Source organism: Providencia sp. PROV210, assembly GCF_028479445.1.
Taxonomy (GTDB): domain Bacteria; phylum Pseudomonadota; class Gammaproteobacteria; order Enterobacterales; family Enterobacteriaceae; genus Providencia; species Providencia rustigianii.
In genome coordinates, this window is record NZ_JAMPNQ010000003.1 from 208562 (window position 1) to 223752 (window position 15191).

Consider the following 15191-nt stretch of genomic DNA (forward strand, 5'->3'; position numbering starts at 1 on the left):
AATACCTTTTTATTGAGAGATTTTGTCATTAATTTGTAGTTCATCAAATAATTTAATTAAATGAACCGAGTAGTCTTGAATTGAAGACCAAGAGGTAATGATGCGTTTGAATTGGGTAATAAAACGAAGTAATTTTTCTGCATTATTGATCTTAGAGAAAATATCAATGGACTGTTTGACCTCAGTGAGGATGACAAGCCACATATAGTCAAGATGATCGATGGCCAAACGAGCATCTTTAAATAGCCCTTCAATTTTTTGTAAATTAATCTGAATATCAAAAATAGTTTTTTGGAGTAGTTTTTCTTGGTTTATTTTGGCATTGGTTTCCTCTATTTCTTTGATAATTAAATTTTTTCTATGACGTATAGCCTCCGCTTTTGAGCCAAAAATGCTACTAGTGATAAGTAACCCAATGATCCCTCCGGCTAAACCAGTAAAGCAAAGTTTTACATAATGGGAGTATTCCTGTTCAAGCTGAATTAATTCATTTTTCTTGAATTCAATAAGCTCTTTTAAGAAGGATTCAGAAGTCTCTGGATCATTTTTAGATTCTAATTGTTGATAAAGCCCTTTAATATTAAATAATAGTGATTCAACATGACTATAATCAGATAAATATCCACCCGTGATATGGGCACGAAAATCAGAGACTGTATTTTTAATCCGGATAGTTTTGACAGACTGTTGCTTTATATCGCCTTTAATCAGTTGCAAGATACTGAGTAATTCAGTGGCAATTTGCTGGTCATCATTTTGATAGGTTATTTGTTTTAGTTCATGTTCTGATAAGTTGTCTAAGCTTTCAGATATCTTTTGGATAATAGGCATATGATTGATATATTCAACTATTTGGTCGCCTGTTTGTATAATATTGCGGCTCGTTAATGATAAGTCAACGGACTGCTCTTTTACTTGTTTTTCTACATTGTCCCAAGTATTAGCATGGCTTCGAATATTAATAATCACATCTGCTAATTCAGTTGCTGGAAGTAATTCATCATTTTCATCATTAATTCCAAACCATTTTAATATATCTGACTCTTTCATCGGTAGCGTAAGCGCAAATTGAACATGCCTATGAATATTAATTAAATCATCAAGAGTAAAGATTCCTGCATCTCTAGCTGATAGGGAGTCCTGATTAGTTAATAAAGCTAATGTAGCATCACCAATATTTTCCTTTTCAATGATTCTGTCATAATTAAATTGATTATTCATTATGGTTTTCCAATTAGTTTTGGTGGAAAGGAGGAGTATTTGTACTTGAAAGCTAATTATATTTTTTCATATAATGGTTTTTTACATTATCTATGAGATATTTCATTATTATCAATAATAATGAATGGTCACTTTCAATTTATCGCTTCTTAACCTACTAGAAACTTAGAGCTTACGTTGATATTAAAAAATGAAAAACATCGATAAAAAATGACTGTTTAATTTTGATTTTAAATGAAATTTTAATTTTCAATTATTAAGTTTAATTTGGCTGGTAGGGTAATTTAATTATTAGGGGTAATGAGTTGTTAATAATTATTTATATTAATATCAGATGTCGATTTTATATTTATAGTCTATAAGTTTTACTTAAGGATATAAATAATTTCAATTATTATAGCTAGAATTAAAAATCCTATTTCAAGAAACAAAAATTTTCGATTGGAACTAAAATTTCAAAATTATCTCTTTCACTCTCATGCACCGAAACCTAACTTTAAAATAGATCAATTAATGTGATAACCACTTGATCTTATAATGAACGGGAAAGATGTGCTCATAATTTATACTAATAAAAAGCATCACTCTTTGAGCGATTATTGAACATATCATGCTATTAAATGATGAATGTATTAATAAATTTCATTGCGATATATAATAATTGAAAGTAATCGGTGTGATGTAGCAGTGGGAATCTAAAGTGATATATACAAAAATCGAAAAACTATTAGCTGAAATCCTGAATCATTTGTCTACATTGACGCTTAGCCCTAATGAGTTCACCCGCCTAACTTGGCAATTTGATATCCAAGGCTCGTTCCCTGGTCTCGCGTGGCTATCCGAGCAAGAATTTTACCCGCAATTTTATTGGTATCACCGAACAGGTTCTGATGAATGTAGTGCATTAGGTATGGTTAAATCATTCAATGGAATTACTGAGGTTGAACGTTTTTTATCCACTCATGCTCAATGGCCTGATATGCGCCTATGGGGATTAAATGGTTGGAATGGAGTGGGTGATGGCATTTCTGAAGAGCTTAAGCGTGCATCAACGTACTATTTTTTACCTCGTCTCGAAATATTTCGCTTGCGCTCAAATGCGACGATTTCTTTATATATTAATGGTGAACAGGATCGCTTGAATGCGATTGAGTTCTTACAAAAACTTAAATCACCTTCCCAAGCAACACTTCAATTATCTGTCAATATTATTGGACAGCAACATATTCCGGAACGTGAAGAATGGTGTCGATTACTGACTAACGCTATTCAAGATATGCGCGCTGGAAAAATGGAAAAAGTGGTCATGGCGAGAGAAACTAAGCTGACCTTATCGCATCCTATTTCTGTGGCGCAATTTTTATCTGCAAGCCAACAAGTCAATCACCATTGCTACCATTTTATGATGGCATTTAGTCGAGATTCTGGATTTATGTCTTCAACGCCAGAACGTCTCTATTTACGTCAAGATTATCAACTTAATTCAGAAGCCTTGGCGGGTACGGTAGCGAATCATGTTGATGATAGCATAGCGGCTGATAATGCTAAGTGGTTGATGGAAGATAGTAAAAATCAGCATGAAAATTTAGTGGTTGTAGATGATATTTGTCAGCAATTACAAGGTGCTGTTATGGGGATTGATGTTTCACCAGCTAAAGTTATTCGGCTCAGAAAAATTCAACATTTGTATCGTTCAATCGTAGCAACGTTACTTTCTCGCTCAGACAGTGATTGCTTACAACGTTTACAACCCACGGCGGCGGTATGTGGGTTACCTCGGAATATAGCCCGAGAATATTTAGCTAAACATGAATCCTTCTCGCGAGGTTGGTACGCGGGTACGGGAGGTTTCGTTAGCTTGAATAAGAGCGAATTCGCAGTTTCTTTGCGTTGTGCACAGATTGACGGGGAGTCTATTTCACTTTATTCCGGAGCGGGTATTGTTAGTGACTCAGATCCAGAACAAGAGTGGGAAGAGATTGAAAATAAAGCGGCAGGATTAAAATCTTTGCTAGGAAATGTATAAAACCCCTATATCTAAAGTGGTTATTTCTTTTTATTTTCAATTGGTTCATGAAAAATTGTCCTGAGATCAAGAAATTTATCTCAATCCTATTACACTCAGTATCATGAATAATTTACCGAGCACATTATGTCGAATTCTGCTTTTAATATCCGTTGGGCTGAGGTAATTATTGAAGCGCTCGCCCGCCATGGTATGAAAAATATCTGCATTGCCCCTGGTTCCCGTTCAACGCCGTTAACACTGGCGGCCATTAATAACGGTAAACTACATTGCCACACTCATTTCGATGAGCGCGGATTAGGGCATCTAGCTTTGGGTTTAGCGAAAGCCAGTGGTGAACCTGTTGGGGTCATTGTTACATCTGGAACCGCAGTTGCTAATCTTTATCCTGCATTGATAGAGGCGGGGTTAACGGGCGAAAAAGTCATTTTTCTGACTGCGGATAGACCACCCGAATTAATCGACTGTGGTGCAAACCAAGCAATTCGTCAGACACATATTTTTGCTAGCCATCCGTTTGAAGATTTAATGTTACCTAGACCGACGCAGGATATCTCGGCAAAGTGGCTGGTATCTGCTATCGATAATGGCATGAACCAATTGCGCCATGGTGCTTTTCATATTAATTGCCCTTTTGCGGAACCTTTATATGGGGAAACTGAAGGGGAGTACCAATGGCATGAAAGTCTTGGTAATTGGTGGAATTCTAATCATCCATGGCTCAGTGAACCCCCAACTCATACTGTTGCATTAGTTGCAGATTGGTATTTTTGGCGCCAGAAAAAAGGCGTGGTGATTGCTGGGCGCATGGGGAGCAGTGAAGGTGAATATGTTGCTAAATGGGCTGCTGAACTGGGATGGCCTATTATTGGTGATGTTTTATCGCAAACGGGTCAACCTTATCCTTGTGCTGATTTATGGTTACAACACGCAGATGCCCAAGCATGGCTACAAGAAGCTGAGTTAGTCATACAATTTGGGTCGAGTATAACCGGAAAAAGAGCCTTACAATGGCAAAGTCATTGTGAGCCTCAAGAATACTGGATTATTGATACTATCCCAGGGCGCCTAGACCCTGCGAATCATACTGGTCGTAAATTAACATGCAGCATCAAAGGTTGGTTGGATAATCATCCTGCGCAGCCACGCAGTCCTTGGTGTGAGGGACTCGCTACACTTGCAAGCAAAACCCAGCAGCATATACAGGCACTATTACAGGATCAATATTCTGAAGCCGCGATTGCCCATCAATTACCTCAACTTTTCCCTCCTCGCGGGCAACTTTTTGTCGGTAACAGCTTAATTGTCCGTTTAGTCGACGCATTAGCTCAGCTTCCTGCGGGGTATCCTGTTTACAGTAATCGAGGTGCGAGTGGTATTGATGGATTAATTTCAACAATGGCAGGCGTTCAACGTGCGACCGCGAGACCAACCTTAGGTATTGTGGGCGATCTTTCTGCATTGTATGACTTAAATAGTCTGGCCTTGCTACGTACACCATCTGCACCAACGGTACTCATCGTGGTGAACAATAATGGTGGGCAAATTTTTTCCATGCTACCAACATCGAAAGAGGCAAGGGAGCATTATTACTGTATGCCGCAAAATGTTAGCTTTGCTGGGGCTGCAACGATGTTTGGTTTGCAATATTGCGCGCCAACGGACTGGAGTACCTTGAAAGAGACTGTGCAAAAATTCTGGCATAACCAATATGGAACCTTGCTTGTGGAGTTAGTGGTTAATGGTGATGAGGGCGCTTGTACCTTAAAACAATTACTGCAAGATGTGGAAAACTTGTAATGTTATCCGCTAAACGCTACGACATTTTAAATGACTCAAATCAGGCTAAAGCAAAGCCGTGGTTAGTTTTTTTACATGGGTTATTAGGTAGTAGTGATGATTGGCAAGAGGTTGTAGAACAGTGCCAAGAGTATCCTTGTTTAGTGGTCGATTTACCCGGACATGGGGATTCTAGTGCAATCAATTGCCAAAGTTTCAATGACTTTGATCAGCAATTTAATGAGTTATTGTATCATCATAATATCCAAGAATATGTATTAATTGGTTATTCGCTGGGAGCTCGTTTAGCCATGCACTTTGCCTGTTTTGCTCCTCATCAGGGGCTAAAAGGTTTAGTAATTGAAGGCGGAAATGTAGGGCTCAATAATGAAAATGAACGAATAGCTCGCGCTGAAAATGACCATCGATGGGCTGAACGTTTTCGCCAACAGCCTATGGAAAAAGTGTTGAATGCTTGGTACCAGCAAGCGGTATTTGCAGATTTGACCTTGAAGCAACGCCAACAGTTGGTGCAATTACGAGGTAAGAATAATCCACTAGCAGTGGCAGACATGCTGGAAAATACGTCATTAGCAAAACAACCATTTTTAGTGGAAAAGTTACAACAGTTACTCACTCCTTATCGTTATTTTTGCGGTGAGAGAGACCAAAAATTTCGAAGCGTTTCGCAACAATACGCATTGCCGTTTACGCTAATTGAAAATGCAGGGCATAATGCGCATCGGGAAAACCCCCAACATTATGTGATTGCACTTCACCATTTTTTATCAAACTGTGGTTAAAGGAACTTGATAATGATTTATCCAAGCGAAGAAAAACTGTACGCGCCAATTGAATGGCAAGACTGCTCGACAGGCTTTGAAGATATTCGATATCACAAATCCCCTGAAGGGATTGCGAAAATCACCATCAATCGTCCTGAAGTGCGTAATGCTTTCAGACCACAAACAGTCAAAGAGATGATCCAAGCATTGTCGGACGCCCGTTATGATGATCACATTGGTACTATTATCCTGACGGGTGAAGGCGAAAAAGCATTCTGTGCAGGTGGTGACCAGAAAATTCGTGGTGACTACGGCGGCTACCGCGATGAAAGTGGAACTCACCATCTGAACGTTTTAGATTTTCAACGCCAGATCCGCACTTGCCCTAAACCGGTTGTGGCCATGGTTGCTGGCTTCTCTATCGGTGGCGGTCATGTGTTGCACATGATGTGCGATCTGACGATTGCTGCGGATAATGCGATTTTTGGCCAAACAGGGCCGAAAGTTGGCTCGTTTGATGGTGGTTGGGGCGCATCTTACATGGCTCGCATTGTCGGTCAAAAGAAAGCGCGTGAAATTTGGTTCCTGTGCCGTCAGTATAATGCACAAGAAGCATTAGACATGGGCTTGGTCAATACCGTCGTGCCTTATGCTGACCTTGAAAAAGAAACAGTTCGCTGGTGTCGTGAAATGCTGGAAAACAGCCCAATGGCATTACGTTGCCTTAAAGCGGCACTGAATGCTGACTGTGATGGCCAGGCAGGCCTGCAAGAATTAGCAGGAAATGCAACAATGCTGTTCTACATGACTGATGAAGGTCAGGAAGGTCGTAACGCATTTAACGAAAAACGTGCACCAGATTTTTCTAAATATAAGCGTAATCCATAATGAGAAAAGCAACACTTTACTCGTTCAGCCTGCCGATGGAGGCAGGCGTTATCCTTCGCTATCAACGGCTCAAAACCCGTGATGGGTTATTGGTCTGTTTACAAGATGGGGATAGCGAAGGCTGGGGGGAAATTTCACCTCTGCCTGAATTTAGCCGTGAAACATTGGAAGATGCGACAGCAAAAACCATTGAATGGCTGAAGGGATGGGTGAATGAAGGCAATCAACCTGAAAGTGAATTACCTTCTGTCGCCTTTGGTTGCAGCTGTGCTCTCGCCGAGCTTTCGGGGGAATTACCTCAACAAGCAGATTATCGTAAAGCACCCTTGTGCAGTGGCGACCCAGATGACTTGATCCTGAGCTTAGATGCGATGGATGGTGAAAAGGTTGCTAAGGTGAAAGTGGGCTTATATGAGGCCGTTCGTGATGGTATGGTTGCGAATTTACTTCTTGAAGCTGTGCCTGAACTAAAACTGCGTTTAGATGCTAACCGTAGCTGGACACGAGCAAAAGCGGATGGGTTCGCAAAATACGTGAATCCCGATTATCGTGATCGTATCGCATTTCTTGAAGAACCATGCAAGACCCGTGAAGAATCGCTACAGTTTGCAGCGGATACAGGAATTGCCATTGCTTGGGATGAAAGTGTCCGTGAGGATGGCTTTAAAGTTGAAGCTCAATCCGGAGTGGCTGCAATTGTGATTAAACCAACCCTGACAGGCAGCTTGGATAATTGCCGTCGTTTGGTAGAGCAAGCACACCAACTGGGTTTACAAGCAGTTATCAGCTCATCGATTGAAACCAGTTTTGGTCTAACGCAACTGGCTCGAGTGGCTAATTGGTTAACACCAAATACTATTCCGGGTTTGGATACAGTTTCACTGATCCAATCTCAGTTAATTCGTCCTTGGCCACAGTGTGATATTCCTATCCAACAGTTAGATGACTTGACGGTTGTATGGCAGAGCTAACCCACTTTACTGACTGGCCTTGGCGGCATTGGGCCAGTCAGCATCCTGATTCAATTGCATTGCTAACGGATTCTGAAAGTTATACGTGGCAGACATTAAGCGAGCAGGTATCTAATCTTTCTACTTATTTTTCAATGCAGGGTTTAACACAAGAGCAATGTGTCGTTTTGCGTGGAAAAAATTCAGTTGAATTATTATTGAGCCAATTGGCAATTATTGCCTGTGGCACTCGTGTCTTACCGTTAAATCCTCGTCTTCCTGAAAGGCTTATAGACGAATTATTACCTCATCTTGATGTGGATTTTGTTATCGACTTTACAGATGACGATAAAATTCTGTCGGGTTACCCCCGCTTGGACTATCAGCTCTATGATCACTGTATTGGTGAAGAGTCATTCAAACTTAATAACTTTCAAAAGGTAATTGACCAACCTGCGACGTTAATTTTAACGTCAGGCTCTACGGGGTTACCAAAAGCCGCTGTTCATAGTGTTGCAGCACATTTAAACAGTGCGGATGGTGTATTAAGTGTAATGAATTACCAGCAAAATGATTGCTGGCTACTTTCTTTGCCACTTTTTCATGTGTCAGGGCAAGGTATAGTCTGGCGCTGGTTGCTAAAAGGTGGGAGCTTAGCATTACGTACGGCACCGCTACCAGAAGCACTACAAGGCGTAACCCATGCATCTTTAGTTCCTACTCAACTATGGCGCTTATTGAATGATGGGCGGCAAGTTGATATCAACTTAAAAGAGGTTTTATTGGGGGGCGCTATGATCCCAACCCCATTGACAGAATTAGCCATGAGCCAAGGGATTATTTGTTGGAGTGGCTACGGCATGACGGAAATGGCATCGACGGTTTGTGCGAAGCGAGCCGATGGAAAAAAAGGGGTTGGGTTGCCATTAAAAGGCAAACAGCTACGTATTGTGGATGATGAAATCCAAATACAATCCTCAAGTCAAGCCATGGGGTATTGGTTTGATGGCGAATTATTACCGCTAAAATGTAGCGAAGGTTGGTTCAAAACTAACGATAAAGGTGCATTAATTGACGGGGAATATCAAATTCTGGGTCGCTTAGATAACTTATTTATCAGTGGTGGAGAATGTGTCCAGCCAGAAGATATTGAGTCGGTGATCAATAGCCATCCTCAAGTTAGCCAAAGCTTTATCATTCCCATTGATGATGAGCAGTTTGGGCAGCGTCCTGTTGCAGTCATTGAAGCTGACGAGAGTTTAGGGTTAACGATGCTGGCGGATTGGCTGAAAGATAAATTAGCACCTTATCAATTCCCAAAGACATTTTACCATTTAGTTCCTGAACTGAAAGCAGGGGGAATTAAAGTGTCTCGCCAGCAGGTAAAGCAGTGGGTATTGGCGCAACTAGCTAATTAAATACAAAAGCGCTAGAAGGCTCTAGCGCTTGATAACAATTAAAATAATAGATTTATTTTAGTGCGTTTAATGCTTTTTCAACCCCAGCACCGTATTCAGGGTGTACTTTCTTGAATAACTCAATTTGACGTTTCTGAGTTTCTTCTGATGCTTCAATTAACTCGCCTGCTAAACGTTGGAACATACGCTGATGTTCTGCATCATCTAACAACTCATACAGCGCCCTAGGCTGGCTGAAGTAATCTTCATCTTCACGATGATTCCAATGATCAGCGGCACCTTCTAGGGATAATGGCGGTTCGCTGTAGTCTGGCTGCTCTTGGAACATTCCCGCACTGTTCGGCTCATAAGTGACGGTATTACTACTGTTCCCGTCAACTCGCATTGCACCATCACGATGGTAATTATGGAATGGACAGCGTGGCGCATTGACAGGGATTTGATAGTGATTAACACCTAAGCGGTAACGCTGGGTATCACCATAAGAGAATAAGCGACCTTGCAGCATTTTGTCTGGGGAGAAACCAATACCCGGTACGATATTTGTAGGCGCAAATGCAGCTTGTTCAACATCAGAGAAATAGTTTGCTGGATTGCGATTCAATTCAAAATATCCAACATCGATTAATGGGTAATCTTTGTGTGGCCAAACTTTAGTTAAATCAAACGGATTATAAGGAACAGTAGATGCTTCTTTTTCCGGCATAATCTGAATTTGAAGATTCCAACGAGGATAGTCACCTTTTTCAATGGCTTCAAAGAGATCGCGTTGTGAGCTTTCACGATCCTTACCAATCAGCTCTTGAGCTTCGTCATCCATCAAGTTTTTAATACCTTGTTGGCTGCGGAAGTGGAATTTAACCCAGAAACGCTCGTTGTTGGCATTGATAAAGCTGTAGGTATGGCTACCAAATCCATGCATAAAGCGGTAGCTTTTTGGTAAGCCACGATCGCTGACGTCAATAGTTAATTGGTGCAAAGCTTCGGGTAAGTGCGAGAAAAAATCCCACTTATATGCTGCACTACGCATATTTGTATAAGGACAGCGTTTTACAACGTGGTTTAAGTCAGGGAATTTTAATGGGTCGCGCAGATAGAATACTGGGGTATTGTTACCCACCATGTCCCAGTTGCCTTCCTCAGTATAAAATTTCATGGCAAAACCACGAATATCGCGTTCTGCATCCGCAGCACCGCGTTCGCCTGCAACGGTAGAGAAACGAACAAATAAGTCAGTTTTTTTGCCAATTTCACTGAACAGTTTTGCACGAGTATAACGGGTTATATCGTGGGTTACTGTGAATGTACCAAAAGCACCGGAACCTTTAGCATGCATACGGCGTTCAGGGATAACTTCACGATCAAAATGTGCCAGTTTTTCTAAAAACCAAACGTCTTGCAGCAACATTGGACCACGTTTACCCGCCGTCATTACGTTGTTATTGTCTGCAACAGGGGCGCCAAACGCGGTAGTTAGACCTTTTTTCTTCATCATAATACTCCCAGAATATTTAGAGTTATAAACTACTAAAAAATAACTAATTAGCTGAATATTTGTAAAATATGACTTCGTTTCTATAATAAGCTTGGTGACTAGTATAATGAGCATGTAATTAATAATCTAATCAGAGTCGCCAATTACTGCAATCGTTTGGAGACAATGTAGAGTAAGAAAAAATGCATTTTTTATCTTACTATATGAAAATAGGGTGAAATTACACTTATCGTGCTTTGTAAACTACCGTTAACGTAAATTTAAGCAAAAAATACTGAGTCGATGCGCTAAATCACGTACCATCACCCTGATAGTTTTAATTCAAATAACAAAGGATATAACAATGCGCAAAGTTCTATTACTTGTTGCGGCAACTTCTGCATTCTATATGGGTGCAGCGCAGGCAATTTCTGCTGATTTTACTGCTGGTGAACATTTTACTGAGCTGAATGGTGGTTTTGGTACACAAGGTTCTGGTTTAGCATTTAATGGTTCATGGGCTCGTAGTGATCATAATGGTCAACTAGGAAGTTTAGGTGCCACATTTGGACTACCTTTAGGTCCTTTCAACGCCTATGTTGGAGGGAAAGCATTATATTTGTCGCCTAAAGATGGTAATGATGGCGCGGCGGCAGCATTAGGTGGTGGTTTAAGCTGGCAAGTCCTGCCATCATTAAATTTATACGGTGAAGCGTATGGTGCACCGGAATCACTGACTTCTGGCAGCAAATCTTATACCGAAGCGAAAGCAGGTGCGCGTTTTACGGTCTTCAAGCCACTGTCAGTTGATGCGGGTTACCGCTTAATTGAGATGAAAGGTGCTCATGATGATCGTAATGAGAAACTTGCAGATGGGTGGTATGTGGGCGCCGGCCTCTCATTCTAATATTCTCGTCATATTTTGATTTGTGGCGTTGTTGACCGCACTCGGCTACTCGGGTCACATACTCATGTATGCTCCCCAAGATATCCTCGTTTGCCGCCTAGCCACAATTCAAACTATTTAGAGAATAACGCTAGTGCTCGTTATGTTTTGAAAAATGGCGGAAATGTATTTTTCAAAAATAGAAAAAAACACGTCAAAACAAAAACACCCCATATTGGGGTGTTTTTTTATGCGTGAAATTGTGGTGAGGATTAACCTACGTTAGGTAGGAAGCCGGCTACAATCGAGAACTGGATGGCGATGACCGCGATACCACACAGCAGAACTAAGCTTAGGATTGGAGTGCCGCCTTTGACGCGGTAAATACCGGGAGCTTCTAACTTACGTACTCGCATCGTTAACAGTGCTGGCATGATTAATGCTAAGACAGATAATGCTACAGCGGCATAAGTTAAAGCCTGTACAAAGCTGCTGAAGAATAGTGCGGCGAGTAATGGTGGTACAAATGTCAGTAATGTAGTTTGAGATCGACCAATAAAATTATTACTACGCTTAAATAAGTCAGCAAGATAGTCAAATAACCCTAGGGCAACGCCTAAGAAAGAAGTCGCTAAGGCTAAATCCATGAATAGAGCAACCGCCATATTGACTCTTGGTGTTGCAACCACATCTCGAATAGCGATGAGCAAACCATTTAATCCCGATGATTGAGCTAGAATTCCCATAAAGGTCTCTGATGGGATAGCCCCTAACGTTGCAATCTGCCATAAAATATAAGCGACAAGGGGGATTGCACTACCTGTAATGAAAATGATACGTAACTTACGTACATCACCATTCATATAATTCACTAAGCTCGGAACACTGCCATGGAAGCCAAAAGAGGTAAAAATAACAGGAACGGCGGCTAATATAAGACCTTTTTCTAGTGGCAGAGTGCTTAAGTTAACCGCCTCGGCATGGGGCATCATGACGGCAAGCATGATCACTAAAAAAATAGTTTTAGCGGTAAAGAGGATACGGTTGATAAAGTCGACAGAGTGAGTCCCTACACAGACAATTGCGCCACCGACTATAGTGAACATAACAATGGCAGTTTCAGTGGAAACAGTAACACCCCACCAAGACGATAAGCTATCAGAGATAAGTACGCCGGCACCACCGATATATGCTGTTGTCAGTGCATACATTAGGAGCAACATACTTAAGCCAGTGACAACTTGCCCAACAGGACCTAAATATTTTTTGGCGACAGTACCAAGCCCCATGTTTGCAGGGTTATGCTGATAAACCTCGACTAGCAGCAATGAGGTGTAACTCATTAGCATCCATAAGCCAACTAATAAACAGACAATAGCAGTAAAACCTACACCAGCAGCAGCTAGTGGCATAGCCAACATCCCTGCACCAATTGTTGTTCCCGCAACGATCAAAATACTGCCAAGGGTACGATTCTTCACAAATTCCTCTGATTGAATTCGAGTTATTAATAATTTGAGCAGGTTATGCGATTGAGATTATTCTGTCAAATCTTAATTACAGGTGCTGTAAATAATAGATTACAGTCTATTTTAGTTAATAATTTCCCTAATGTTTAAATGATCCCATATTGATGAAATATCGTGAAATTGAACATAAATTGAGTTTGATAATAAAATGGTAAGTGAAATTTAATGAGGGGAAATGTTAAAATATATGGTGTATTTATATGATTTTATTGCAAAAAAGCAATTAATTTCACAGGGTAGCAGTAACTAAGGTAAATTATTGTGATGTGGATTTAAAGTTGTGTAAAAAAATAAAAAAATATTAATGTTTTAATTAATATAAATCAAATTAATATATTAAGACCATCTAGATAATGTAGGAAACATATAAATATATAATTAAAGGATGGTTTTATGGATTTTATTATTCAACTCGCCATTATTCTCGTTTGCTTGTTCTACGGAGCAAGGAAAGGGGGGATGGCACTCGGGCTGTTAGGTGGTGTGGGTCTGGTGATCCTCGTTTTCGGGTTTGGTATACCGCCGGGAAAACCGCCTGTTGATGTTATGCTTGTTATCATCGCTGTTGTTGCAGCATCAGCAACGTTACAAGCATCAGGCGGTTTAGACGTTATGCTACAAATTGCAGAACGTTTACTGCGTAAAAACCCAAAATACATTTCTATTGTGGCACCTTTCGTAACCTGTATCTTAACCATTTTGTGTGGTACCGGGCATGTGGTGTACACCATTTTGCCAATTATCTATGATGCCGCAATCAAGAATAATATTCGTCCAGAAAGACCAATGGCGGCGAGTAGTATTGGTGCGCAGATGGGGATTATTGCTAGCCCAGTATCCGTAGCTGTTGTGTCATTAGTTGCGATGCTTAATGGGGTTTCAATCAATGGTAAATCTCTGGAGTTCTTAGATCTTCTGGCAATTACTATTCCATCGACATTACTTGGTATCTTAGCCATTGGTATTTTCAGTTGGTTTAGAGGTAAAGATCTCGATAAGGACCCAGTATTCCAAGAGTTTATTTCTGTTCCAGAAAACCATGATTATGTTTATGGTGAGACGGTTACGCTACTGGATAAAAAGCTGCCTAAAATTAACTGGGTGGCAATGTGGATCTTTTTAGCATCCATTGTTGTTGTTGCTTTGCTTGGTGCATTCTCTGAGTTAAGACCATTAATTAACGGTAAGCCGTTGTCTATGGTCTTGGTGATTCAGATGTTTATGTTATTAGCGGGTGCGCTGATTATTATTATCTGTAAAACCAATCCAGGACAGATTTCTAAAAACGAAGTTTTCCGTTCAGGGATGATAGCTATTGTTGCGGTATACGGTATCGCATGGATGGCAGAAACCATGTTCGGTGCTCATATGGATGAAATCAAAGGAACGTTAGGGACTTTGGTGAAGGATTTCCCTTGGGCTTATGCGGTTGTTTTACTGTTAGTATCTAAATTTGTGAACTCACAGGCGGCGGCTTTAGCGGCGGTAGTACCAATCGCACTGGGTATTGGTGTTGATCCTGCTTATATTATTGCATCTGCGCCTGCTTGTTATGGTTACTATATTCTGCCGACTTACCCGAGTGATCTTGCTGCAATTCAGTTTGACCGTTCAGGAACCACGCGCATTGGTAAGTTTGTTATCAACCATAGCTTTATCCTGCCAGGCTTAATTGGAGTGGGTGTATCCTGTGTGTTTGGTTGGGTGTTTGCTGCGTTGTACGGTTATTTATAAAAATACCCGTCATACTTCAAGGTACAGGGGTGTTAGCTGCTCTTAGCTAGTCGGGTCACATACTTGTGTATGCTCCCCGACTATCTTCGTTTGCTGCCTACCTGCAACTCGAATTATTTAGGGCATTATTTTATAAGCAAAAAGTTTATAAGCAAAAAGTTTATAAGCAAAAAGCGATTGCTCGAGTCATCAAAGCAATCGCTTTTTATTGTTAGATATACAGTATGACTCGCGCCGCTACTCGATTTCAATATCGGAAAGCGGATGGCAGCAACAGGGTAAGATCTCACCCTCTTGAACATAGGCTAAAGGCTTCTGTTTGTATCCAACCTTTCCCTTTAATAATGTTACGCGACACGAGCCACAATACCCTTCACGGCATTGATACTCGACAGCAACGCGGCTATCTTCTAGCGCTTCCAATAAGCTGGAATGAACTTCTGTGTGGTAGGGGACTTGCACACCCTGCGTAAGACGCAGGGTGATTTTATGACTAGCCAT

12 protein-coding genes are annotated in these 15191 nt (G+C 40.9%); 8 read left to right on the plus strand and 4 right to left on the minus strand.

The window, feature by feature from the left end:
• Nucleotides 1-9: 9 nt before the first annotated feature.
• Nucleotides 10-1221: an alpha-xenorhabdolysin family binary toxin subunit A gene (locus tag PR761_RS01525; RefSeq protein ID WP_154611172.1), complete on the minus strand. Its 1212-nt coding sequence runs from the start codon at nt 1219-1221 to the stop codon at nt 10-12.
• A gap of 700 nt (nt 1222-1921) precedes the next feature.
• On the opposite strand from PR761_RS01525, the gene PR761_RS01530 reads away from it, so the two are divergent.
• The 6 genes from PR761_RS01530 (at nt 1922) to menE (ending at nt 9067) form a co-directional block, all read left to right on the plus strand.
• Nucleotides 1922-3247, plus strand: a complete 1326-nt coding sequence (locus PR761_RS01530; RefSeq protein ID WP_265694464.1) for an isochorismate synthase — start codon at nt 1922-1924, stop codon at nt 3245-3247.
• Nucleotides 3248-3373: 126 nt separating this feature from the next.
• Nucleotides 3374-5047, plus strand: a complete 1674-nt coding sequence (gene menD / locus PR761_RS01535) for a 2-succinyl-5-enolpyruvyl-6-hydroxy-3-cyclohexene-1-carboxylic-acid synthase (RefSeq protein ID WP_126436987.1) — start codon at nt 3374-3376, stop codon at nt 5045-5047.
• A complete protein-coding gene (menH, locus tag PR761_RS01540) occupies nt 5047-5829 on the plus strand; it encodes a 2-succinyl-6-hydroxy-2,4-cyclohexadiene-1-carboxylate synthase (RefSeq protein WP_154611171.1) in 783 nt (260 codons plus the stop codon). Before menD ends, menH begins: the two co-directional genes overlap by 1 nt.
• Nucleotides 5830-5841: 12 nt before the next feature.
• The gene (menB, locus tag PR761_RS01545) at nt 5842-6699 is read left to right on the plus strand and encodes a 1,4-dihydroxy-2-naphthoyl-CoA synthase (RefSeq protein WP_004912212.1); all 858 of its coding nucleotides are present in this window, start codon (nt 5842-5844) and stop codon (nt 6697-6699) included.
• Nucleotides 6699-7670, plus strand: a complete 972-nt coding sequence (menC, locus tag PR761_RS01550) for an o-succinylbenzoate synthase (protein ID WP_006815519.1) — start codon at nt 6699-6701, stop codon at nt 7668-7670. The genes menB and menC overlap by 1 nt, the downstream gene beginning before the upstream one ends.
• Complete coding sequence (gene menE / locus PR761_RS01555; protein ID WP_154611170.1) at nt 7658-9067, plus strand: o-succinylbenzoate--CoA ligase; 1410 nt, start codon at nt 7658-7660, stop codon at nt 9065-9067. Before menC ends, menE begins: the two co-directional genes overlap by 13 nt.
• Nucleotides 9068-9119: 52 nt before the next feature.
• On the opposite strand, the gene PR761_RS01560 is transcribed toward menE, so the two are convergent.
• Complete coding sequence (locus PR761_RS01560; protein ID WP_197721682.1) at nt 9120-10562, minus strand: catalase; 1443 nt, start codon at nt 10560-10562, stop codon at nt 9120-9122.
• A 343-nt stretch (nt 10563-10905) separates the two neighbouring features.
• Between PR761_RS01560 and PR761_RS01565 the strand changes: the two genes are divergently transcribed.
• On the plus strand, nt 10906-11448 hold the full coding sequence (locus PR761_RS01565) for a YfaZ family outer membrane protein (protein ID WP_006815516.1): 543 nt from the start codon (nt 10906-10908) through the stop codon (nt 11446-11448).
• 251 nt (nt 11449-11699) lie between these two features.
• Here the strand turns inward: PR761_RS01565 and tyrP are convergent, their stop codons facing one another.
• Entirely contained in the window at nt 11700-12848 is a 1149-nt protein-coding gene (tyrP, locus tag PR761_RS01570; protein ID WP_230083615.1) for a tyrosine transporter TyrP, read from the minus strand.
• A gap of 501 nt (nt 12849-13349) precedes the next feature.
• Between tyrP and PR761_RS01575 the strand changes: the two genes are divergently transcribed.
• Nucleotides 13350-14690, plus strand: coding sequence for an anaerobic C4-dicarboxylate transporter (locus tag PR761_RS01575; protein ID WP_006815514.1), 1341 nt, complete (start codon nt 13350-13352; stop codon nt 14688-14690).
• Between the two features lie 237 nt (nt 14691-14927).
• On the opposite strand, the gene yfaE is transcribed toward PR761_RS01575, so the two are convergent.
• Entirely contained in the window at nt 14928-15191 is a 264-nt protein-coding gene (gene yfaE / locus PR761_RS01580) for a class I ribonucleotide reductase maintenance protein YfaE (RefSeq protein ID WP_112836987.1), read from the minus strand.